The sequence below is a fragment of the Streptomyces sp. HD genome (assembly GCF_028369295.1).
In the GTDB taxonomy this organism is placed as follows: domain Bacteria; phylum Actinomycetota; class Actinomycetes; order Streptomycetales; family Streptomycetaceae; genus Streptomyces.
On sequence record NZ_JAQMYP010000061.1, the window covers coordinates 40,362 to 61,728 of the forward strand.

Consider the following 21,367-nt stretch of genomic DNA (forward strand, 5'->3'; position numbering starts at 1 on the left):
TTCGCGGGGCACGCCTTGTCTGCGGTTCGCAGGGCGCCCGCAGGTGAATTGGCGGACGCCCGCAGGTGGCTTGGGGCCCGCCGGCATCTGCCTTTGGGGCCCGCCGCACACGGCTTGCCTCCCGTCCACACGTGCCTCTGCCGCTCATCCGCATCCGGCCTGCGGCCCACCGCAGGTGACTGTGCGGCCCACCCACACACGGCCCGCAGCCCACCCACACACGGCCCCCGGGCCGTCCGCAGGTGGCTTGCGGCGGTCTCGGCTCCCTCCCTCGTCACTCTGCCCCACCCTGGACGCACCCCGCTCGCGCACGGCCATTCCTGCTCATACGCTCCGAAATGTGACGTCATCCTTGATCCGGGGCCGGCCGCGGCGTGGGCGCTCGCACATATCGGTGCGGGTGGTTCATGCCCTGGTGGGTGGGCTGGTCGGGGTGGTGTGGCTGGTGTTGCCCTGTCTGACGATCAGCGGTGCGATCGCGGGCGGGGCGGATCGGCCCGTCGCCGGAGCGGTGGGGCGGGGGGAGGTCGGGGAGACGTCCGCCGCCGATCTGGTGTTGCCGATGGTGGCCGTCGTCGCGGTACTGGTGCTCGCGGGGTACGGGTTCCTGCGGCGGAGGCGCCGGGCGCGGGGGCGTACGACGCCGGGCGGGACGCCGGTGCAGGCCGCCGAGCCGGCGGTCGGGGAACTCGACGAGCAGGCGCGGGCCCTGCTGGCCGAGGCCGATGACTGGGTGCGGGTCGGACGGGAGGAGCTCGGGTTCGTCGAGGGGCGGGTCGCACTCGTCGCCGACTGGCCGGACGCCTCGGTCGGGGCCGGGGACATCGAGCCGTTCGGGCGGGCTCTGCGGGATGCCGAGGGCGAGCTGGCGGTCGCGTTTCGGATGCGGTGGCAGTACGAGGGCGGGGTTCCCGCAGAGGCGGCGGCTCGGCGGCATGTGCTCGCCGGGATCGTCGGTCGGGGTGCGGAGGCGGGGCGGTTGCTGGATGCGCAGGCTGCCGCGTTCGACCAGGTGCGAGGGCTGGAGGAGGGGCTGGGCGGAGGGCTGGGCGAGGCGTTGGCCGTCGCGGAGGGCCGGTTCCGGGAGCTGACGGGGCGTACCGGCATCGCGGGCACGACTCTGCGCGAGCTCGGCGGACGGTACGCCCCCTCGGCGACCGCCGCCGTGGTGGGGCATGTCGAGCAGGCCAAGGACCGGCTGGTGTTCGCCACGACCCGGCTCAACCAGGCCCGCCAGAGCGCCGACTCGGGTGAGACGGAGCGCGCCGCGGGCCAGTTGCGTGCCGCCGAGGGCGCCATCGCCCAGGCCGCCGTCTTCATCGCCGGCGTCGACCGCATCGCCGCCGAGCTCGCGAGGGCCGCGGAGATGGTTCCGGCCGCGCTGACCGGCGGGGAGGTGGAGATCGCCGGGGCACGGGAGTCACTGGCGGGAACGGGAACGGGAACGGGGACGGGGGGCGAGGAGGCGTTCGAGGACATCCCTCCCGGCGAGCTGCGCGCCCGTGTCACCCATGCCGACTTCGTGCTGGCCGTCGTACGGGAGGAGCTGATTTCGGGGCCGTACGACCCCCTCGACGTGCTGCGGCGGATCGTGCGGGGTGTTGTGCCCGTCGTCGCGGGGCGGACCGGCGTGTTCCCGGCTGCCGCGCTGGTGTGCGCGCGCAGTGCGGTCGCCGACGCGGACGACGTCGTCGCGACGCACCGGGCCGCGGTGGGCGCCGAGGCCCGCACCCGGCTGGCAGAGGCCCAACGCCTGCTCGCCTCCCCGGCGCCGGCGCCGTCCGGGCGGGGCCCGCGCGAGGAGTCGGCCGAACTCGTGGCAGCCGACATCCTGGCCAAGCAGGCCCGTGAGCTGGCCGAACAGGACATCCGCCTACACGGCCACCCGATCGACGGCCCCGACACGGACACGGACGGCCTCTCCGGAGCGGTCCTGGGCGGAATCCTGCTGGGCGGCACCCCGGACGGAGGCCCACCGCCCAGCTTCGGAGGCCCACACACCCGCCGCCGACGCAGCATCACGACCGTGGCCTGAACGAACTCCCCGCCCCCACCCGACACCCCACACACCAGCCCCCACCGAACAAACCTGCCACCGCCACCGGCCGACCCGACGGGACCACCCACACCCGACGACCAAAGCCGCACAGGCAGAGCCGGTAAAGCACCGAACCGACAACGACCCCCCACCCACCGACGGCGAGCCCGCCCCACAGGAGCCACCCACACCCGCCGACGAAAACAACACAGGCAGCACGGGCGGACCCAACCAACCACGCACCCGCACCCGCACCCGCACCCGCACCCGCACCCGCACCCGCCAACGGCGAACCCGCCCCACAGGGGCCACCCGCACCCGACGACGAAACCGGCACGGGTGGTGCGGGTGGGCAGCGGTCAGCCGACGACGGCGCCGTCCAGCCCTGTCAGAACAGGCTCAGCAACGCCTCCGCCGGATCCGTCAACCCGTTCTCGCCGTCCGGCAACGGCAGTTCGAACCACACCGTCTTGCCGCGCGGCGTCCGGCGGGAGCCCCACGCGGCGCTCAGCAGGCCGACCAGTTGCAGTCCACGCCCGCCCTCGTCCGTGTCCCGGGCGCGCCGCCGCCGCGGCTGGACCAGTCCGGAGTCCCAGACCTCGCACACGAGCGTGCGGTCCAGCAGCAGCCGGAGTCTGATGTCGCCCTCGCCGTAGCGCAGGGCGTTGGTGACCAGTTCGCTGACCAGGAGTTCCGTCGTGTCGACGAGCGGCTCCAGGTCCCAGGACAGCAGCTGCCCGCGCGCGTACTCACGGGCCCGGCCCACACTGCGCGGCTCGCGCGGCAGCGTCCAGTCACCGACCGACTCCGCGGGCAGGCCCTGGACGCGGGCCATCAGCAGGGCGATGTCGTCCTCACCGTGGTGGCTGTCGAGCGTGTTGAGGACGTGGTCGCAGACGTCCTCCAGGGGGCGCGTGGGGTCGGTGAGCGCGCCCACGAAGGCCTGGAGGCCCTCGTCCAGCGGGTGGTCGCGGGACTCGACCAGTCCATCCGTGTAGAGCGCCAGCAGCGCACCCTCCGGCAGCTCGACCTCCACCTCCTCGAACGGCTCCCCGCCGACACCCAGCGGCATGCCGGGCGGCACGTCCAGCATCAGTGCATCCTCGCCGGGTTCGACCAGGACCGGTGGGAGGTGCCCGGCATTCGCGAAGGTGCAACGGCGCGTCACCGAGTCGTAGACCGCGTACACACAGGTCGCCAGGTACACCTCGGACAGGTCCGCCTCCCGGGGGCGGCGGGCCGCGCGGGTGGCCTGCTGGACGCCGCCGGGGGCGCCGAGGCCGCGCGCGATCTCGTCCAGCGCCGAGAGGACCTCGGCCGGTTCGAGATCCAGCAGCGCCAGCGTTCGTACGGCCGAACGGAGTTCGCCCATCGCCACGGCCGCGCGCAAGCCCCGGCCCATGACGTCCCCCACGACCAACGCCGTGCGGTGGCCGGGGAGTTCGATGACGTCGAACCAGTCGCCGCCGACCTCGCTCGGACGGTCCGACGAGGAGTTGCCGGGCAGATAGCGGCACGCGATGTCCAGGCCGGACGCCACCGGGTCGCCCGGCGGCAGCAGGGACCGTTGCAGTATCAGCGCCCGCTCGTGCTCACGGCGGTACAGCCGGGCGTTGTCGATACAGACCGCGGCCCGTGCGGCGAGTTCGACCGCCAGATCCCGGTCCCGGTCCCCGAACGGCTCACTGCCCTTCGTCCGCGCGAACTGCGCGAGTCCTACGACCGTGTCGTGGGCGACCATCGGCACGGCGAGCGTGGACTGCACGAGGCCGCCGTCCTCGCCGGGCACATGCTGCGGCTTGGCGGTACGCAGGGCGTCCGCGCCGGGCGAGTTGAACGGGTAGTGGTGGACCGCGCCGACCGCGACGGGGGCGCCGCCACCGACGAACGGCACGTCGGAGACCGCGCTGGAGAAGGCGACGCGGCGCAGCTCGGCGCTGCCGTCGGCGAGGCCGGGCGGGGTCTCGTCGCCGGCCAGCAGCCCCTGGTAGAGGTCGACCGTGGCCAGGTCGCAGAAGCCGGGGACGACGACGTCGAGGAGTTCGCGGGCCGTCGTCTCCAGGTCGAGGGAGTTGCCTATGCGCGCACCGGCCTCGTTCAGCAGGGCGAGATTGCGCCGGGCGGCGGCCGCCTCGCGGGCGGCGGCGCGACGTGCGGTGATGTCGGTTCCGAGCCAGGCGATGCCGATGGGACGGCCACTGCCGCTGTGCACCCGGTAGAGGTTGACGGACCAGTGCCGACGCTCGTCGGAACCCGGCAGAAAGCCTGTGACGTGCATGTCCGTGATGGAGTCGCCGCTCTCCAGGACCCGGCGCAGGGTGGCCGCGACCCGGTCGGCCTCGGGCCGGGGCAGATAGTCGTGGACTCCGCGGCCACGGTGGTCGTCCGGAGCCCCGCCGAACAGGGAGGCGAACCGGTTGTTGACCCGACGGACCTTCAGTTCGGGGTCGATCAGCACGAATCCGAAGGGAGATTGACCGAAAATCGCCTGAGAGGCGGCGAGGTCGGTCTCCATACGGCGCAGTGTGCGGACGTCCACGACGATGCAGACGGCGGCGCTCTGGCCGTCCTCCGTCCGCGTCGGCATGACGTACACCTCGGCGAGCCCGTCCCTGCCGCGGCCTCCGTCGTCGTCCGGCATCCGGAACGGCACTACACCCGTCCACTCCCGCCCGTCCAGGATCTCGGCCATCTTGCGCTGGCCCTGCTCGCGCAGGTCGGGATCGATGAACGCCGCTATCGGGTCCATGCCGACGGCCCGCTCGGCCGGGATGCCGAAGACCTGCTCGGCGCGCAGGCTCCACTGGTCGACCAGGCCGTCGGGGCCGATGGAGAAGGAGGCGACCTTGATGTAGTCGTAGATCGAGCCGGGCGGGCTGCTCTGCCAGATGGGGTCACCAGGGCGGATGTCGTCGTCGGGACCGAAGCCGGGGTTGGCGGCGGACGGGGCGGGTGTGCCCTGGGAGGGGACGCCGATGTCACCGGAGGCCCGTGCGGAGCGGGATGCCCGTGTGTCGTGAGGGGCCTGCGCGGCCCGTGAGTCGTGGGAGGCCTGTGCGTCGTGGGCCGCCCGCTCTCCCGCGGCCCTGGTCCTCGCGCCGCCCGACGGGTCCTCGGACTCCGTGGCCTTCGCTGGTATCTCGCTCACGCGAACCGTCCCCTCCAGCTCACCGCGTCCGGCACCGGTCACCGGCGGCGGCTGCCCGCAGTATCCAGCACTACGGCCCCGCACAACACGGTGTTCACGATCACAGCACGTTCCCGATGGTTTTCGGTCCGGGACGCAGAAACACTTCCAGTCTTCTAACCAGCGGACACGCAGTCGAATCACGCGATTGGCCACCTGCCACTGGCCTGAACCATTCGCTCGACAGGGTGGAGTGGGACGTACAGCGCCATGGACGCCTACTGACGGGTTGTACAGGGTCCGGGAGCCGCCGAGGTCACTCCGGCACCGCGAGCTCGAACCACACGGTCTTGCCCTTGCTCCGGCCCGGCCGGGTTCCCCACCGGCGTGAGGAATGCGCCACGAGCTGAAGCCCGCGGCCGCTCTCGTCCTCGGGGTGGGCGGTGCGTTCACGAGGCGGGTCGGGGAGCGGGTCGGAGACCTCGACCAGGAGGACGTCTTCGAGGTCGCCGGGACGGACCAGGCGTACGCCGATGGGGCCGGTGGCGTGCCGGAGGGAGTTGGTCACCAGTTCGCTGACCAGCAGCGCCGCGATGTCGGCAAGGCTGTCGAGGCCCCAGGCGCGCAGGCGTTCACGGACGGCGGTACGCGCGGCGCGCACCGCGCCGGGCTCTGCGGGAAAGCTCCATTCGGCGCAGTCGCCCTCGGTGTCGATCACGCCGATCACTTCCCAGGCCAGCGGTTCCACCCATGTCCGGTTTCGTGGGGTTAATAGCCACATACCCGATATTCAGAGGGCGGTACCGCACAGGAGGGGCGGGCCACCGGGATGTTTCAACGCCGACCGACTCGCCTCACAGCCGCCGCGCGACCTCCCGCACCGCCGGCACGTCCTGGTCCAGCCAGTCCACGTCCCACAGTTCCCCGGGGTTCAGCCAGCGCAGCGCGTCATGGTCCTGGAGCGGCTTGGGCTCTCCGGCACCGGGGAGGAGACGGGCGGTCCACACGTGGAGGACGTAAGGGCGCTTCAGCGGCCACTCCCCCGGCACCCGCTCGACGACCTCGGCGTCCACGCCGAGTTCCTCCCGCAGTTCGCGCACGAGCGCCGCCTCGGGCGTCTCTCCGGGCTCGACCTTTCCCCCGGGCAACTCCCAGCGCCCGGCCAGCTCCTCGGGGGCACTGCGGCGCGCCGCGAGCAGGCGGCCCTCGTCCAGCAGCGCGGCACCGACCACGATCCGTTCCGTCATGCGCCGGAGCCTACGGGAGCGCGACCATGCGTGGAGATTCGTCAGCTGTCGGCGCCACCCTGGTCAGTTGTGGGCGCCGTCCCCGTCAGTTGTCGGGGCTGTTCCCGTTCTGCGCGATCCGCTCGACCCAGTACAGCTGCTTGTGGCCCCGGCTATCCAGGCTGTCCGCGATCTTCTGGGCCTCCGCCCGTGTCGCGTACCGGCCCACGCGGTAGCGATTGCCGTTGTCGTCCTGCCGGACGACGAGCCAAGGAAGAGTGATCGTGCTGTCGTTCATCACGCCCCACCGCTCCTTCCCGCCCACGATCGCCCGAGCCCCTCCCCCAGCCTTCGGCCGGGGGGACCCCCATCTCGCTTCGCTCGCGGCCTGTGCCGAGCCCCGCCCGCTAAGGAAACCGCAATCCGCATATGCCCGAGCCTACGCCTAACCTTTACGCAGCGAATACGGCTTTTCACAAAGAGGTACGCAACCAGCCAAGTCGCAGGGGGCGCACGGCATCGAATGCGCCGTGCGGGGACGTCGATGCATCCGGTCACAGGCATACCGGGGACGCGCGCTACGACCTGCGAGAACGGCCAGATTCCAACGGCAGGCGAACGGGCGGGAGTCGGGGGCCAGACAGGGCAACTGCCCTGAGGGTGTGCGCTACTTCACCAAAGGTGTGCGTTACTTCACGGGAAGGTGGTACGCAATCCGGTAGCGGTCCGCCGGGACCACCACGTCCGCCGTCTCCACGGGGCGGCCGGACGCGAAGTAGGTGCGCTGGACGACGAGGACGACATGACCGGGGACGCCGCCGAGTGCCAGCAGCTCCTCCGCCAGGCCGGGGCGCGCGCCGACCTCCTCCGTCATGTTGTCCACGACGACGTCGATGGCCGCCATGCGCTCGACGACGCCCATGCCGCCGAGCGGGCCCTCCTCGGGCAGCATCACGGGCGTACGGCCGGTGACGGCGAGGGGCTCCCAGGAGGTGGACAGCATCATCGTCTCGCCGGCGTCCCGGAAGACGTAGCGCGTGCACATGACGCGATCGCCGGGCCGGATGGCGAGCCGCTCGGCGACCGCGACACTGGCCTCGGCCTGCTCGCTGCTGGACTCCCAGGTGCCGCGGGTCTCGCCCTCGGCCTGCTCCTGCCGGAAGGGTGTGGCGCCGCTCGGCGGGCGGTAGCCGGAGCGGGAGATACGGCGGGGTACAGGGCGCTCGCGGACATACGTCCCGGAACCGGAGCGGCCCTCGACCAGGCCCTCTGCCATCAGGACCTTGCGTGCCTCCAGCGCGACGGTGTCCGAGACGCCGTACTCCTCGCGGATCCTGGCCTGGGACGGGAGCCGGGTGTGCGGTGGCAGCGAACCGTCGACGATCTTCTTGCGGAGATCACCCGCGACGCGCAGGTACGCCGGCTGCTCACCGAAAGTCACTGGCCGCTCCCATCAGGTTGTACAGACAGCAACAGCGTGGCAACCCTGGGTTGTCCCATGCAAGCAAAGGCCAGAGAATCACTCGATGTGATGACATGCGGCGCCGGAGGGCTTTACGCAGGCACTTTCTCCCCGCTATGGCCGCGCCCACACATCGGTTCACGCATTCAGGCCGCCGCGCTGCCGCCGCCGTCCGCACCCTCGGAGTCGTCCTCGTACGTCGGGTAGGTGGTGTCCAGGCCCAGAGCCTTGCGTGCGGTGACGGTCGTGGGGCCGTCGACGTAGTCGTACGCCTCGTCGTAGTGCTCGTAGTAGTCGTCCGCGTAGGGGGACTTGGCCGCCGCCGTCCACTCCTTGCTCGCGGCCCGCATGTCCTTGACCAGAGCGGCGACCTGCTCGTCGGCCTTGGCGGGCCAGGTGTGCCCGGTCAGCGCCTTCGCCTGTGCGCCGGTCACGTCCGCGACCTCGCCGGCCCACGTCTGGTTGGCGAGCAGGTCGTCCTCGGCGTAGTCGTCGGGCTCCCCGGCGAGGGCGTCGTCGACCGCCTGCATCGCCTGCAGGAAGGCGACCTGGTCCGCGTCGAGCGTCGTCGCGTCGTTGCGCAGCGAACCGGTCAGTCTGCCGTTCTCCTCGATGCTGCCGAACAGGCAGGTGATCTCGCGGTCGCCGAAGCGCCAGCTCCGCCTGGACGGGATGAAGTAGTACACGTCCGCGTCGTCCGGTACGGCCCAGGTGTCCATGGCGTAGGCGTCCTGGAGGGCGTAGCACTTGTCGTCGGCGATGCGGGTGACCTCGTCGTCGCCCGGGAAGGCGCCCCCGGGCAGTTTGACGACCGCGAAGACCTCGCCGTCGTGCCTGCCGGAACAGGGCACCTCGTCGATGTCGTACGCCTCCCCCTCCAGGTTGCCGGTCGGCGAGTCGAAGCAGTCGCCCTTGGCGAGCGCGTAGGGGGTGCCCTCGCCGTTCGCCGCGTCCCTGAAACCGCCCCAGACATCGGAGGCGGCCCCCGTGGACAGCGCCAGCACCCACAGCGCGAGCCCGACGGACGACAGCACGGAACCGGCGACCGCCATCCCCTTGCCCCGCTCACCCCGCTTCTTGATCTGCACCAGCGCGATGACCCCCAGCACCAGACCCACTGCGGGCAGGAAGCAGAGGACACCGAGGACCAGCGCACCGATGGCCACGCCGTTGACGGGGGTCTGGCGGCCGTAGGAGCCATAAGGGCTGTACGGGGCATAGGGGTTGAAGGCGTACGGTGCCTGGCTGCCGGGTCCGCCGTGGGGGTACTGCCCCTGGGGCTGCTGGGGTCCGGGAGGCGGAGGTATGGACACGGGTACCGTGCTCCTGGTTCGGGCGGCGGGGCCGGGCTGGGAACGGGCGTACGAATGGCCGAATGGTACGCACGGGGCGAGGGGGATGCCATGGGGGTCACGAACGCGACGATCCGGGCGGTGAACGGGCTGACGGCTCGGTGGGCGGGAGCCTCGGGAGCCGCTGAGGGCGGGACGGTCCTCTCGGCGGCGGGAGTATGGCCGCTGCTGGCGTTTCTGGCCGACGGGGCGGGTGGCGCGGCGCGGGCGGAGCTGGCCGACGCGTTGGGGCTGCCGGCGGACGAGGCGGCGTTCGCGGCGCGGGAGTTGCTGGGCGTGCTGAGCGCGATGCCGGGGCTGGACTCGGCGCTCGGGCTGTGGACAAACCGGACGCTGGAGCTGCGGGACCGGTGGGAGGCGGGACTACCGGCGGCGGCCCACGGGATGCTCACCGGGGACGGGCCGGCCGACAAGGCCGCGCTGGACGCCTGGGCGGTCGAGCGAACGGGTGGGTTGATCGAGGAGATGCCAGTCCAACTGGACGAGGACACCGCGATGGTGCTGGCGAGTGCGCTGGCGTTGCGGACGGAGTGGCTGCGACCTTTCCGGGAGTGGCCGGTCTCGCCGGAGGCCGGGCCGTGGAGCGACCGGACGCTGCTCGGACTCCTCCGGCGGAGCGCGCTGCTGGACCGGGTCGGGGTCGCGGACACTCCGGCCGGTCATGTCACCGAGCTGAAGGTGCTGGGCGACAACGCCATTGACGTCCACCTGCTGCTGGGTGAGGAGGGGATGTCTGCGGGGCAGGTGCTGGGGGCCGGGGTGGACATCCTGGCGCGCAGGTGTCCCGTGGTGCCGGGGCCGCACCTTCCTTACGGGCACGTGGGGCCGGGCCTGTGGGTCGTGAAGGAGCGCTCTGCCCGGCCCGTACCGCCGACGCTGGACGTCCAGACCATGGCGTTCGACATGAGCTCGCACCACGATCTGCTGGAGCTCCACCATGTCTTCGGCCTCACCACGGCGAGGGACAGGTCCCACGGGCACTTCCCCCGCATCAGCGACTTCCCGCTGACCGTCGGGTCGGCCCGGCAGGCCGCGATGGCGCGGTTCGGGCCGCTCGGCTTTCGGGCGGCGGCGGTGACGGCCATCGCTGTCGCGCCGGGCGGCGTACCCCGGCTCCAGTGGGTGACCACCTCCGTCAAGGCCGCCTTCGACCGCCCCTTCGGCTTCCTCGCCCTGCATCGCCACTCGCGGCTCGTCCTCGCGGCGGGCTGGGTCACGGACCCGGAGCCTTACCGCGAGGACGAGGAGGACTGAGGTCGGGCTACTGCCCCGGGGCTAGAACTGCAGAGCCCAGGCGTCGATCCGTCCGGTGTCCAGGTTCGCGTTGTCGCTCACGCGGAGTTTCCAGGTGCCGTTGGCGGGCTCCGCGGAGGCGTTTGTCGTGTACGTGGTGTTGATGTCGTCCGAGCTGCCGCCGGTGCCGTACGACTTGAGGGTGTACGCCGTGCCGTCGGGGGCGATCAGCTGGACCTGGAGGTCGCCGATGTACGTGTGGACGATGTGGACCTCGACGGCGAGGGCCGAGGGCGCGTTGCCGGAGACGCCGGAGACCGTCACCGGGGACTCGACCGTGGAGTTGTCGCTGATCGGGTAGTCGGCGGTGTTCTCGAAGCGCGGGCCGGGCGGGGTCGTCGTGCCGCCGCCGACGTAGAGAAGGCGGTTGGGCGAGCCGGAGCCGGGGCTGGTGACGACGCCGGTCGTGGCGGCGGACGTCAGGCCCGAGGAGACCTGGGCCGGGGTGGCCGAGGGGTTGGCGCCCAGGTAGAGCGCGGCCGCGCCCGTGACATGCGGGGTCGCCATCGACGTACCGGAGATGGTGTTGGTCGCCGAGTCGCTGGAGTTCCAGGCCGAGGTGATGGACGAACCCGGGGCGAAGAGGTCCAGTACCGAGCCGTAGTTGGAGTAGCTCGCCTTGGCGTCCGACGAGGTCGTGGCGCCGACCGTGATCGCCTCCGTCACGCGCGCGGGGGACCTGGTGGAGGCGTTGGTCGACTCGTTGCCGGCCGCGACGGCGAAGGTGACGCCGGAGGCGATGGCGTTGCGTACGGCCGTGTCGAGGGCGGAGTCGGCGCCGCCGCCGAGGGACATGTTGGCGACGGCCGGCTTGACCGCGTTCTGGGCGACCCAGTCGATGCCGGCGACGACCTGCGCGGTCGTACCGGAGCCGGAGTTGTCCAGCACACGGACGCCGACGATCTTCGCCTTCTTCGCCACGCCGTACGCGTTGCCCGCGACCGTGCCCGCGACGTGGGTGCCGTGGCCGTGGCCGTCCTGGGCGGTGTTGTCGTTGTCGATGGCGTCGTAGCCGTAGGAGGCACGGCCGCCGAAGTCGCTGTGGGTGATGCGGACGCCGGTGTCGATGACGTACGCCGTCACGCCCTGACCGGCCGAGTCCGGGTAGGTGTAGGAGCTGTTGAGCGGCAGGGCCTTCTGGTCGATGCGGTCCAGGCCCCAGGAGGGCGGGTTGGTCTGGGTCGCGTCGATGCTGAACGTGCGGTTCTGGACGACGGAGGCGACCGCCGGGTCGGCGGCGAGCCGCTTCGCCTCGGTCGCCGAGGCCTCGATCGCGTATCCGTTCAGGGCCTTCCGGTACGTCCGCTCGATGTCGGCGCCGTACTTCTCGACCAGGGCCCGGCCCGCCCGGGTGCTCGAACGGGCGTGGTCCGCCTTCAGGGTCACGAGGTAGCTGTCGGCCACGGCGCCTGCCGCGCCCTCGTACTGGATACGGCCTTCGGGTGCGGCCGCGGCGGGGAGAGCGCAGACGAGGCCGGCGACGAGGGTCGCGGTGGCCGTTGCGCCGAGGGCGGCGAGTCTTCGCCGGGTGTCTCTCGGGGACTTACGCATCACTGCCATCTGAGGGGTCCTCCTCAATCGGTGGTGCGCTTGTGGGGGCGACGCGGAGTGATGGGCAGGAGCATGTCAATCTGCTGTGCCCTTCCTGTGCGTCAGCCGAAAGATTGAGGCCTCCACAGGAATTGCACAAGGGCCCTGCACGGTGAACTCGGCGGCCCTCACCGCCGCCTGTCGCCGACCCCCGCATCCCGCGCGCACAACGCCGCCTGCACCCGGTTGCCCACCTCCAACGCCGCCAGGATCCGGCTGACATGAGCCTTCACGGTGCTCTCGCGCATACCGAGACCGGTGGCAATCTCCGCATTGGACGCGCCGTCGGCGAGCAGGCCAGCACATCACGCTCGCGCGGGGTCAACCTGTCGATGCGGGCGCGTACTTGGTGGGTCGCCCGGCCACTGGTCCGGTGGTAGTGGTCGATCAGGCGGCGCGCGGCGGCCGGATGGAGCATGGCCTGGCCGTCGGCGACGACCCGCACCGCGCGGACGATCTCGTCCGGGTCGTACGGACGCTCTCCCCGCACATCGCGGGCGCCTGCGGGCTGCGCCATCGCGGCCTGGCTCCCTACAGCCTGGTCGCGGGCCTGGTGTGGGCCACCGCAGAGTCCGGCGCGGGCTGTCTCGCCGGCTCGTCCTACGGGCGGCTCGCGGCGGCGCCGGGCACGGTGGTGGCTGCCGTGACGGCGGTCTCGGCGGTCGCCGGGCTCGGCTTTCTCGTCGTACGCCGACTTCACGGAGTACGACGACTTCACGGAGTACGCCGCCTGCGCCGCCGTCGGCTCAACGGCCCTGTTCGATCCGCGCCTGCTCCCGCAGTTGCGGATACGCGTCGGAGTCGCCCCTGGGGTGAGAAGGGAAGGGGGCGCCGTGCGCGCCCCCAACCGCCTTCCGCTCGCTACCAGAGGCGCTTGACGTCGCAGTGGCGCTTGTAGTGGCCCTGCGGGACGGGAACGTTGCGCTTGGCGTCGTTGATCGCCGCTTCCTCGCTGTTGCCGCTGCCGGTGCCCCGGTCGTAGCCGACGACGTTGTTGTCGCTGATGCGGACGATCTGGCACTGGACCGTGGCGTGCCAGGTCCGCTGGATCGTGATGCCGCTCTCCGGAGCGGCGGGACGGGTGCTGTCGGCGGACGCGACCGGCGCCGCGAGGCCGCCGAGCGCGACGGCCAGCGCGCCGACGGTGAGCGCGGTACGGAGCTTCCTCATGGACTTTCCTCGCTTCGTCGTGGGTGTCGGTTCGGAGTGCGTGCCGCGGCGCCTACGACCCTCGCACCCGCCGCCCGCCCCACGCAGCTTCCGGCCGGGGAGTTGGCAGTCCGGTGTCAGTCGGCAGCCCGGAGGCTGCCATGGGGAACCGGTCCTGAACCGTCCCGGCGCCCGCCGCTACGTACAAGGCGTACCGACAGCGGTCACGGAGGAGAACACATGGCGTACGACACGGCGCGGCCACCCCTCGTGGGGCGGCGCGACAACCCCTCGCTCGCGACGGTGGTGGGCACCGAACTGGCGCGCAACAAGCGGGGGTTCGTCCCTTGGTACCACCTGCTCGCGCCCGTCGTCATCACGGTCCCGCTCTTCCTCGGCGCCCTCGGCTCCTCCGAGGCGAAGGCCGGCCAGACCTTCGAGGTGTTCCGCAATGTGACGCTGGAGTTCTGGGGCGTGCTGGTGCCGATGACGGCGGGGCTCGCGGCGGCGCTGACGGTCCGCGCCGACCAGGACGCCTGGCGGCTGCTGCTGTCGTACGGCGTTCCGCGCCGGCGTTACTTCATCGGCAAGGTGGCCGCCCTGGGCGTCCTCGGGTTCGTGTCGTCCACCGTGCTGCTGGTGATGCTCTCGCTGGGCGCGGTGATCAGCGGGAAGTTCCCCGAGGCGATGGGGACGGTGGCCGCGGCGGTCTATCTGCCCTGGCTGGTGGGGTTGTCCATGACCGCGATGGCCGTGCTGGTCGCCGTGATGTGGGGCACCGGGCCCAGCATCGGAGTGGGGGTCGCGGGGCTGCTGTGCGGGGCGCTCGTCTCGGACAAGGTCTTCTGGTTCCTCGTGCCGTTCTCCTGGCCCATGCGGGTGGTGCTGCCGCTGGCCGGGATCGGGCCCAACGGGGTGCCCCTGCCCGACGACAGCCCCGTGACCGATCCGTCGGCGATCCCGCTCGCCGTGGGCCTCGCCGTCGTCCTGACCGGGTTGCTGCTGCTCGTCGGCAGTGCGCACATGAGCCGTAAGGAGATCTGAGCATGACCGCGAACCCGACCACGGCGGTCCCCGCGCTGGCCATCCAGCAGCTGCACAAGCACTACGGCGCCCATCGCGCCCTCGACGGCGTGGATCTCACCGTGCGGCAGGGCGAGGTCTACGGACTGCTCGGGCCGAACGGCGCCGGCAAGACGACCCTGATGAAGGCGCTGCTGGGGCTGCAACGGCCCACGTCGGGCCGTATCGAGCTGTTCGGCGGCCCGGTCGGGCGGGAGTCGCTGGCCGAGGTCGGCGCCCTGATCGAGGTGCCCGGGCTGTGGCCGACGCTGACCGGGCAGGAGACGCTGAAGGTGCACGCCGCGCTGCGCTGTGTGCCCGAGGAGTGGATCGAACCGGCGCTGGAGCTGGTCAAGATGACCGAGGCACGCGACCGGCGGGTCGGCGCCTACTCCCTCGGCATGCGCTGGCGGCTGGGCATCGCCGTCGCGCTGCTGGCCCGGCCGCGGCTGATCGTCCTCGACGAACCCACCAACGGGCTCGACCCCGTCGGCATCCGGGAGATGCGCGGGATCATCCGCTCGCTGGCCGACGAGGGCGTGGCGGTGCTGATCGCCAGCCACCAGCTCGCGGAGGTCGCCCAGGTCTGCGACCGGGTGCACGTGCTGGTGGCCGGGCGGACCCGGTACGAGGGCGCGCTGGCCGGGCTCGCCGTCGACGGTGACCTGGAGGCCGGGTTCTTCCGGCTGCTGGAGACCGCCGAGGCGGGCGTGCGCTGAGGGCGACCGGGATCAGGAGGCCGGGATCAGGGGGCCGGGATCAGGGGGCCGGGATCAGGAAGTCGGGATCAGGAGGTCGGGATCAGGAGGCCCGTTTCGGCCGGGCCCGGTCGGGGTCGGTGCGAAGGCGGAAGGGGGTCGTACCGACGGGGGCCGCGCCGGCGGGGGCCGAGGCCAGCGACACCAGCTCGGCGCGGCCCCGCACCCCGAACTCGTCGTAGAGCCTGCGGATACGGCGGTACATGGACCGCTCGGAACAGTAGTGGCGGCGTGCGATCTCGGAGACCGTCATGGACGTACACAGCTCCCGGACCAGTTCGCGTTCGTCCCGTGGCAGTTCGGGGACGAACGGGAGCGCGGGCCCAGGGGTCTCGTCCGGCTCGGCTCCGTCGGCATGGGCGGCGGCATGGGCGCGCAGCTGTGCGTGCACCATGCCGATCTGGCTCTCGCCTGAGATGGCCAGGTTGAACACGAAGTTCGCCCCGGACCGGATGGCGTAGTAGGTGTGGTGGCCCGAGACGTCGTTGGTGACGGCGATGAGCAGGGCGAGCGGATGCCGCACGCGTATGGCGCGCAGTTGCTCGGCCTGGAATTCGCTGTTGACCGGGAGCAGCACCGGAAGGTCGAGAGCGGCGCCGTCGGTGGCCGCCAGGTCCTCGTCGTCGACGAAGTCGACGCGGTCGAGGCTGCGGCGGAGCGTGTCGAGGGGTGAGTCGGTCGGATGGGTCGCGTCGAAGTGGTTCTTGAGGCCCGAGTGGACCAGTACGTGCAAATGCCGAGACTCGTGCACAGCGAATCTTTCCCCCGTGTGTGGTGAATCCCTCTGTCGTCGGAAGACGCCGTCGGAAGGGTGCCGCCGTCGGACCCGTCGGCCGGCCGCGCGTGGTCAGTGCGCGCGCCGGCCGGGCACGGGTCGTGGGGGCCCTGTCGTCAGGTCATGTCGTCAGATCGTGTCGTCAGATCGTGTCGTCAGATCGTTCCGCAGAGCTTCATGGTCCGGCTGAGAAGAACTCCCAGACTGACCTTGTCGCCGCTGTCGCCGCTCGCGCGGACCGGTCCGATGTCGTGGTAACCGGCCTTGCGGGCCCGGTCGTTGAGCGCGTAGGTGGTGCCGTCGGGAACGGTGATGACGGCCTGGTCGCCCTTGCGGCACTCGGCGGTGCCGCGGTCGACGGTCAGCGGCCACATGAAGCCGAGGTTCTTCTCGGTGATCACCTGCTTCGTGGACGTCGGAGTGGGCAGCGGTGTCGGCTCGTCGCCGCCGGTATCGGCACGGCCGCCGCCTCCGCAGGCGGCGAGTGTCAGCAGGGCCAGGCCGGTGAGGGCGGATGCCGTGGCGACGGCGATCGGGCGGAGCTTCTCGGTCATGTGTCGGCCACCTCGTTCCGGAGGGTGCGGGTGTGGTGGAGTGTGCTGTCGGCGGCGAGCAGGGCGGCGTAGCCGTCCTCCAGGGACGGTTCGACCGGGCGCGCGCCGCCCGGTGGTGTGGCGGTGACGACGCGGTACTCGGCCTCTCCGGCCGTGCTGACCGCGCTCACCACCTGGGCGCCCGGCGGGGGCCCGCCGGCCGGGCCGTCCGAGCGGACCACATAGGTGTAGCCCGCGGCCTGGCCGACCAGTGCGGTGGTGGTGTCGTGGAAGACCAGCCGCCCGGAGGCGAGCACGGCCACCTCGGGGCAGGTCTGGGCGACGTCGTCGAGGATGTGGGTGGACAGCAGGACGGTGCGGCTGCCGCCGAGGCCGGCGAGCAGGGCGCGGAAGCGCATCCGCTCGTGCGGGTCGAGGCCGGTGGTGGGCTCGTCCACGATCAGTACGGTCGGGTTGCCCATCAGGGCCTGTGCGATGCCGACGCGTCGGCGCATGCCGCCGGAGAACCCGGCGAGCCGCTCGGCGGCCCGGTCCGCCAGGCCGACCTCGGCGAGCCTGTCGTCCACCTGTCGGCGGCGGTCGCGTTTGTCGTGGACGCCCTTGAGCACGCCGATGTAGTCGAGGAACTCCCGTGCCGTCAGGTCGGGGTAGAGGGACAGTTCCTGCGGCAGATAGCCGAGGGTGCGTTTGGCCGCGGTGAGTCCGGCGGACGTCGACAGGTCGTGCCCGGCGACGAGGACCCGGCCGGAGGTGGGGCGCAGGACGCCGGTGAGGATGCGCAGCAGGGTGGTCTTGCCGGCGCCGTTGGCGCCCAGCAGGCCGACGGTGCCGCTGTCGATGTGGAGGTCGACGGCGTCCAGCGCACGGCGTCCGCCACGGTAGACCTTCGTCAGCGCTTCCGTGGTGATGTTCATGATGCTCCGTGTCGTCGGATGCGGGCGACGAGATGGCCGAGCGCGGAGCAGGCCAGGGCCGTCGCGAGGACGAGGACGAGGTTCAGCAGGGCGGTCGTGTCGGTCACCTCGGGGCGCAGCGCTCCGGTGCCCTCCCGGGCGGCCCACACCTGCGGGGCGTCCGCCCAGGCGACCAGTGGATAGCCGCCGAGCGGGGACAGAACGGTGCCGGTCGCCGTGGGCACCGGCGAGAACTCCGGCGGGAAGTGACAGGCCCACAGCCACAGCACGACCAGCACGGCCCGCGCCGCGGCCACCGGCATCAGGACACCCAGCAGACCGGCGAGCGCCGTGGCGAGCGCGGCGGCCGGGAGTACGGCCGTGAGCAGGGCCGCGGCGGCCGAGCCGAGCGGCGCCGGTGAGCCGTCGGTCGCCGAGATCACCGCGGCGTACAGCAGGAACAGGGCGGCGACCGGTGTCACCGCGGTCAGGAACGGGCCGGCGAGTGTCCCGGCCGTGCGGGAGAGCGGTGACGCCGGGGTGGCGGCCAGCAGTTCGGGCATGCCCCGGGTCTCCGCGCCGCGCCGCAGCCGGTCGGCGAGCGCGATACCGACGCCCAGCGAGCAGAGGGTGTTGAGCAGCACCGCGGCGGCGCCGGTGCGGGCCGCGGGGTCGTCGTGGCCGGTGACGGCGGGCGAGGACACGGCGAGCAGCAGACTCAGCAGGGCCAGCGGCAGCACCGCACCCCACACGACTTTGCGGCGGGCCGCCATCAGCGCCTCGTACCGCAGGGTCCACAGCAGAGCGGCCATCACTTCTCCCCGTCGGTGACGTGCATATCGGCGACCCGACCTGAGCGGGCGCCGGGTTCGAGGACCTTCAGGGCCCGGGCGCATCCGCAACGACCACCGGCTCCGGCGCGGACTGCGGCTCCGGCACGGACTGCGACTGCGACTGCGGCAGCGGCAGCGGCAGCGGCGATGAGCGGCGCACGGCCGAGCGGCTGTTCAGCCATCACATCCCTCCGTCGGCGACGCGCGGGTCGGCGGTCCTGCCTAGGCGGGCGCCGGGTTCGAGGACCTTCAGGGCGCGGGCGGTGAGCAGGGCGCCGACGAGCAGTTCGGGCAATGCCTGGCCGGCGCCCTCGGGTAGGACGCGGTCGAGCAGCAGCAGCTTCGCCAGTACGGCCGCGACGACCAGCCCGGTGGCGGGCGCGGGCGAACCCGACCGCACCGTGGCCCACACGGCGGCACCGCTCAGCAGGACGGTCAGCCCGGCCAGCTCCAGCAGCACGGCGCCCGGGTCGAGCGAGTCGTCCCCGGTGACGCTCAGCAGGGTCACCAGGGCGACGGCCGCGAACGCCGTGACCATGGCCGGCCAGCTCAGGCGCCGGGCGACGGTGAGGGGGTACGGGGTGGGCAGCGACTGGTGCAGTTCCAGCGCGGGTTCGCGTGCCACGACGGCCGCGCAGGCCAGTGCCGTGGCGGCGGGCAGCGCGCAGCTCAGCAGGGTGCGGCCCAGCAGCATGCCGGTGCCGGGGCCGCCGGTGCTCGCCAGGTAGGCGAGGAGTGCGGCGGCCAGCGGCAGGATCACGGCCTGCCTTCCGCAGCGGCGCGCTTCGTACGCCCACCACGTCGCAGCGGTCATGTCGCGGCTCCTCCCCCTTTCGTCCGGCCTCCCGTTCGGCGCGGGAGGTGTACCGCCGCCCGCAGCCGGACTCGGGGGTTGACCTGCCCCGGAACGGCGGTACACCCAGTACGTAGCGGCGCGGGCCGCGGTGGTTCACGACTCGACCTACCGGAGATCGCGAAGAGCCTGCGACAGGCGCGCGGTGGTGCAATCCGACAGTGCCGCGATCCGGTGAGCCGTGCGAACCGACGGTCCGCACGATCCAGGAAGCCGGGAGAGCCGACAACCTGTGAGTTCCGAGGACCGAGGAGTCGCGCAGGCCGTCGGCCCGTGGGATCCGTGCGTCCACGACCCCGCTACCGCGAAGGAGCGGTGCCCAGGAAGGACCGCATCGCACCGACCGCCCACCCCAGCAGGGCGACGGCGATGGCCAGCGTCCACGGGGTCGTCGACAGCAGGGGGTCCAGGAGGGCGTCGAGGGGCGTCGCGACCAGGCCCTGAGGGCCGCTCAGCACGCCCAGCAGCCACAGCGCGCCGCCCGCCGCCGAGCCCGCCGCCGGGCTGACCCGGACCGAGATCGCGAGGGCGCAGGACGCCGCCAGCAGGGATTCGCCGAGCCAGGACGAGACGACGTGCCACCAGCCGGGTGGGCCGTCCACCAGGGTCGAGCAGGCCATGGCCAGGGTCACGTCGACGCACAGCACCACGGTCAGCCGGGCGAGGAACACAGCGGCGGGCGGCACCGGGAGGGTGAACAGCAGCTCACGCCTGGGGTCCCAGCGGGGCGAGGCCGCCATCAGCGCGCCGAGCATCACCAGCAGCACGACCACGGCGGTGAACAGCCGCAGGCCGAACCGTTCATGGACCTGGACCGACGCCAGCAGGGCCGCCCCGACGAACGCGGCGGCGCTCAGCGGTACCCAGCTGCGGGGCATCAGCACGGCCTGTCGGGCGACGAGTTGCCAGGTCGTCCGCCAAGAGGGGCTCGGAGCCGGGGCGTCGGGGGCCTGGACTGGCACGGCGGCGGCCCGGGCAGCGGACGGGGCGGCGGACCGGGCGTCTTCGCCGGCCAGCGCGGCGCCCAGCAGGGCGTCGAACGAGGGCGGGGCGACGGTCCGTTCGGCCTCCCGCGCCTGGACCGCCGTACCGATGTTCCGCCAGACCGCCATCCTCGTACGGCAGTCGTCGCATCCCGCCAGGTGCCGGCTGTGCACCGGTTCTTGCGAACCCGGCGCTCCCGGCGAACCCGGCGCTCCCGGCGAACCCGGTCCTCCCTGCGCGCCGTGCGCTCCGTGCGCTCCGTGCGCTCCGTGCGCTCCGGGCGCTCCAGGCGCTCCAGGCGCTCCGTGCGCTCCGGGCGCTCCGTGCGCTCCGGGCGCTGCTTGCGATTCGGTGCGCGCCAGCCGGGCCAGGGTGTCGTCCGAAAGGTGTTCTGTCGTCATCGTCGTTCCGCTTCTTCCAGCCGCCTGGCGGCGAGCATGCGGCCGAGCCGCTGCCGTGCCTGGGACATTCTGCTCTTGACGGTGCCCACCGGGATGGCGAGCGCGGTGGCCACTTCGGGGTAGGGCAGTTCCTCGACGAGGACCAGCGCGAGCACTTCGCGCAGATGCGCCGGGAGGGCCTCGACGGCCGTCATCAGCTCGGTGTGCTCGGCGTCCCGGAGGATCTGGTCCTCCACGCCCGGCGCCGGGTCCGCCACGTCCTGCGCCTCGGCCAGGTCCGCGAACTGCGGTCGGCTGCGGCGCAGTTGGTTGTGGGCCTGCCGCCTGGCCACCCCCATGACCCATCCCTTGACCGAGGACTCGCCCCGGAAGGCGGCCGCCGAGCGCCAGACGGCGAGCCAGGTCTCCTGCAGGATCTCCTCCGCCACCCCTTGGTCGGAGGTGAGTCTGCGGATCAGGCGCAGCACGGCGGCGGCATGCCTGTCGTAGAGAACACGCAGGGCGGCTTGGTCACCGTCGGCGACGGCGGAGAGCAGGTCTTCGTCCGGACACACACCACGTACGTATCCAAAAGCTCCGCTCCGGTTCACGGCTTGCGACGGCTTCCGGCGATTCTGGCCGGAACTCGATGGGCGGGAGAGCCGTGCGTGACGGCTGCCATGCGACTGCCAACGCTGCCAATCCGGCCGAGATCGGTTGTTCCGCCCGGAACGGCCGTGGTTCGGTGATGTCCGGATCGCGATCCGCGCACATTTGTTCGAAGAATCTCACGAAGGAGTTCAGCATGGGCATCAACGTCCCTGCCGTGTCCTACAACGACACGGACCTGTTCGACCTCGACGTGGAGATCGGTGTCGAGCAGTCGGTCGCCGGTCCGGCCATCACCAGCGTCTCGTGGTGCACCCCTGGCTGCACCAGCGAGGGCGGCGGCTCCGGCTGCAGCCACTGCTGCTGACGGCTGACGGCGGAGAACTCGACGAGCCATGGGGGCGGGGGGCCCCGGCCCCCTGCCCCTTC

20 protein-coding genes and 1 pseudogene are annotated in these 21,367 nt (G+C 72.1%); 5 read left to right on the forward strand and 16 right to left on the reverse strand.

The features are described from left to right. Positions 1–340 precede the first annotated feature (340 nt). On the forward strand, positions 341–2,035 hold the full coding sequence (locus tag POF73_RS39340; RefSeq protein ID WP_272124167.1) for a hypothetical protein: 1,695 nt from the start codon (positions 341–343) through the stop codon (positions 2,033–2,035). 391 nt (positions 2,036–2,426) lie between these two features. Here the strand turns inward: POF73_RS39340 and POF73_RS39345 are convergent, their stop codons facing one another. The 6 genes from POF73_RS39345 to POF73_RS39370 form a co-directional block, all read right to left on the reverse strand. Beyond that, a complete protein-coding gene (locus POF73_RS39345; RefSeq protein WP_272124168.1) occupies positions 2,427–5,186 on the reverse strand; it encodes a SpoIIE family protein phosphatase in 2,760 nt (919 codons plus the stop codon). Positions 5,187–5,481: 295 nt separating this feature from the next. Next, positions 5,482–5,946, reverse strand: coding sequence for an ATP-binding protein (locus POF73_RS39350; protein WP_443049718.1), 465 nt, complete (start codon positions 5,944–5,946; stop codon positions 5,482–5,484). Positions 5,947–6,019: 73 nt separating this feature from the next. Continuing rightward, complete coding sequence (locus tag POF73_RS39355) at positions 6,020–6,412, reverse strand: (deoxy)nucleoside triphosphate pyrophosphohydrolase (RefSeq protein ID WP_272124170.1); 393 nt, start codon at positions 6,410–6,412, stop codon at positions 6,020–6,022. 85 nt (positions 6,413–6,497) lie between these two features. Beyond that, positions 6,498–6,689, reverse strand: coding sequence for an SPOR domain-containing protein (locus tag POF73_RS39360; RefSeq protein WP_272124171.1), 192 nt, complete (start codon positions 6,687–6,689; stop codon positions 6,498–6,500). 390 nt (positions 6,690–7,079) lie between these two features. Then, positions 7,080–7,832 carry a GntR family transcriptional regulator gene (locus tag POF73_RS39365; protein ID WP_272124172.1) on the reverse strand — a complete coding sequence of 251 codons (753 nt, stop codon included), beginning with the start codon at positions 7,830–7,832 and terminating at the stop codon, positions 7,080–7,082. A gap of 167 nt (positions 7,833–7,999) precedes the next feature. After that, a complete protein-coding gene (locus POF73_RS39370; protein ID WP_272124173.1) occupies positions 8,000–9,166 on the reverse strand; it encodes a DUF4190 domain-containing protein in 1,167 nt (388 codons plus the stop codon). A gap of 90 nt (positions 9,167–9,256) precedes the next feature. On the opposite strand from POF73_RS39370, the gene POF73_RS39375 reads away from it, so the two are divergent. Beyond that, the gene (locus POF73_RS39375) at positions 9,257–10,459 is read left to right on the forward strand and encodes a serpin family protein (RefSeq protein ID WP_272124174.1); all 1,203 of its coding nucleotides are present in this window, start codon (positions 9,257–9,259) and stop codon (positions 10,457–10,459) included. Positions 10,460–10,480: 21 nt separating this feature from the next. Here POF73_RS39375 and POF73_RS39380 read toward each other — a convergent pair whose 3' ends face one another. The 3 genes and pseudogenes from POF73_RS39380 to POF73_RS39390 form a co-directional block, all read right to left on the reverse strand. Then, positions 10,481–12,058 carry a S8 family peptidase gene (locus POF73_RS39380; protein ID WP_272124175.1) on the reverse strand — a complete coding sequence of 526 codons (1,578 nt, stop codon included), beginning with the start codon at positions 12,056–12,058 and terminating at the stop codon, positions 10,481–10,483. Between the two features lie 158 nt (positions 12,059–12,216). Further along, a pseudogene (locus POF73_RS39385) lies at positions 12,217–12,557 on the reverse strand (helix-turn-helix domain-containing protein); the annotation flags it as partial. Between the two features lie 392 nt (positions 12,558–12,949). Then, positions 12,950–13,258 carry a hypothetical protein gene (locus POF73_RS39390; RefSeq protein WP_272124176.1) on the reverse strand — a complete coding sequence of 103 codons (309 nt, stop codon included), beginning with the start codon at positions 13,256–13,258 and terminating at the stop codon, positions 12,950–12,952. Between the two features lie 219 nt (positions 13,259–13,477). Here POF73_RS39390 and POF73_RS39395 point away from each other — a divergent pair, with 219 nt between their 5' ends. Together POF73_RS39395 and POF73_RS39400 are read left to right on the forward strand one after the other, a co-directional pair. Further along, positions 13,478–14,281 (forward strand): ABC transporter permease, encoded by an 804-nt coding sequence (locus tag POF73_RS39395; protein ID WP_272124177.1) that lies wholly within the window; start codon positions 13,478–13,480, stop codon positions 14,279–14,281. Positions 14,282–14,283: 2 nt separating this feature from the next. Further along, positions 14,284–15,018, forward strand: a complete 735-nt coding sequence (locus tag POF73_RS39400) for an ABC transporter ATP-binding protein (RefSeq protein WP_272124178.1) — start codon at positions 14,284–14,286, stop codon at positions 15,016–15,018. A gap of 82 nt (positions 15,019–15,100) precedes the next feature. Here the strand turns inward: POF73_RS39400 and POF73_RS39405 are convergent, their stop codons facing one another. The 7 genes from POF73_RS39405 to POF73_RS39435 all read right to left on the reverse strand — a co-directional run bounded on the left by POF73_RS39405 (position 15,101) and on the right by POF73_RS39435 (position 20,904). Next, positions 15,101–15,790: a helix-turn-helix transcriptional regulator gene (locus POF73_RS39405; protein WP_272124179.1), complete on the reverse strand. Its 690-nt coding sequence runs from the start codon at positions 15,788–15,790 to the stop codon at positions 15,101–15,103. 197 nt (positions 15,791–15,987) lie between these two features. Further along, on the reverse strand, positions 15,988–16,386 hold the full coding sequence (locus POF73_RS39410) for a DUF2511 domain-containing protein (RefSeq protein WP_272124180.1): 399 nt from the start codon (positions 16,384–16,386) through the stop codon (positions 15,988–15,990). Continuing rightward, the gene (locus tag POF73_RS39415) at positions 16,383–17,300 is read right to left on the reverse strand and encodes an ATP-binding cassette domain-containing protein (RefSeq protein ID WP_272124181.1); all 918 of its coding nucleotides are present in this window, start codon (positions 17,298–17,300) and stop codon (positions 16,383–16,385) included. Before POF73_RS39415 ends, POF73_RS39410 begins: the two co-directional genes overlap by 4 nt. Then, a complete protein-coding gene (locus POF73_RS39420; RefSeq protein WP_272124182.1) occupies positions 17,297–18,091 on the reverse strand; it encodes a hypothetical protein in 795 nt (264 codons plus the stop codon). Before POF73_RS39420 ends, POF73_RS39415 begins: the two co-directional genes overlap by 4 nt. Before the next feature lie 202 nt (positions 18,092–18,293). Continuing rightward, complete coding sequence (locus tag POF73_RS39425) at positions 18,294–18,926, reverse strand: hypothetical protein (RefSeq protein WP_272124183.1); 633 nt, start codon at positions 18,924–18,926, stop codon at positions 18,294–18,296. 338 nt (positions 18,927–19,264) lie between these two features. Further along, positions 19,265–20,077: a hypothetical protein gene (locus POF73_RS39430; protein WP_272124184.1), complete on the reverse strand. Its 813-nt coding sequence runs from the start codon at positions 20,075–20,077 to the stop codon at positions 19,265–19,267. A gap of 269 nt (positions 20,078–20,346) precedes the next feature. After that, positions 20,347–20,904: an RNA polymerase sigma factor gene (locus tag POF73_RS39435; RefSeq protein WP_272124185.1), complete on the reverse strand. Its 558-nt coding sequence runs from the start codon at positions 20,902–20,904 to the stop codon at positions 20,347–20,349. A 230-nt stretch (positions 20,905–21,134) separates the two neighbouring features. Here POF73_RS39435 and POF73_RS39440 point away from each other — a divergent pair, with 230 nt between their 5' ends. Next, positions 21,135–21,305: a gallidermin/nisin family lantibiotic gene (locus tag POF73_RS39440; RefSeq protein ID WP_272124186.1), complete on the forward strand. Its 171-nt coding sequence runs from the start codon at positions 21,135–21,137 to the stop codon at positions 21,303–21,305. Positions 21,306–21,367 lie beyond the last annotated feature (62 nt).

What these genes read in the sequence shown, in the direction of transcription:
- POF73_RS39350 (WP_443049718.1), bottom strand. Translation starts at nt 5,946, where the DNA reads ATGTGGCTATTAACCCCACGAAACCGGACATGGGTGGAACCGCTGGCC.
- POF73_RS39355 (WP_272124170.1), bottom strand. Translation starts at nt 6,412, where the DNA reads ATGACGGAACGGATCGTGGTCGGTGCCGCGCTGCTGGACGAGGGCCGC.
- POF73_RS39360 (WP_272124171.1), bottom strand. Translation starts at nt 6,689, where the DNA reads ATGAACGACAGCACGATCACTCTTCCTTGGCTCGTCGTCCGGCAGGAC.
- POF73_RS39375 (WP_272124174.1), top strand. Translation starts at nt 9,257, where the DNA reads ATGGGGGTCACGAACGCGACGATCCGGGCGGTGAACGGGCTGACGGCT.
- POF73_RS39380 (WP_272124175.1), bottom strand. Translation starts at nt 12,058, where the DNA reads ATGGCAGTGATGCGTAAGTCCCCGAGAGACACCCGGCGAAGACTCGCC.
- POF73_RS39390 (WP_272124176.1), bottom strand. Translation starts at nt 13,258, where the DNA reads ATGAGGAAGCTCCGTACCGCGCTCACCGTCGGCGCGCTGGCCGTCGCG.
- POF73_RS39395 (WP_272124177.1), top strand. Translation starts at nt 13,478, where the DNA reads ATGGCGTACGACACGGCGCGGCCACCCCTCGTGGGGCGGCGCGACAAC.
- POF73_RS39400 (WP_272124178.1), top strand. Translation starts at nt 14,284, where the DNA reads ATGACCGCGAACCCGACCACGGCGGTCCCCGCGCTGGCCATCCAGCAG.
- POF73_RS39410 (WP_272124180.1), bottom strand. Translation starts at nt 16,386, where the DNA reads ATGACCGAGAAGCTCCGCCCGATCGCCGTCGCCACGGCATCCGCCCTC.
- POF73_RS39415 (WP_272124181.1), bottom strand. Translation starts at nt 17,300, where the DNA reads ATGAACATCACCACGGAAGCGCTGACGAAGGTCTACCGTGGCGGACGC.
- POF73_RS39420 (WP_272124182.1), bottom strand. Translation starts at nt 18,091, where the DNA reads ATGGCCGCTCTGCTGTGGACCCTGCGGTACGAGGCGCTGATGGCGGCC.
- POF73_RS39425 (WP_272124183.1), bottom strand. Translation starts at nt 18,926, where the DNA reads ATGACCGCTGCGACGTGGTGGGCGTACGAAGCGCGCCGCTGCGGAAGG.
- POF73_RS39430 (WP_272124184.1), bottom strand. Translation starts at nt 20,077, where the DNA reads ATGGCGGTCTGGCGGAACATCGGTACGGCGGTCCAGGCGCGGGAGGCC.
- POF73_RS39440 (WP_272124186.1), top strand. Translation starts at nt 21,135, where the DNA reads ATGGGCATCAACGTCCCTGCCGTGTCCTACAACGACACGGACCTGTTC.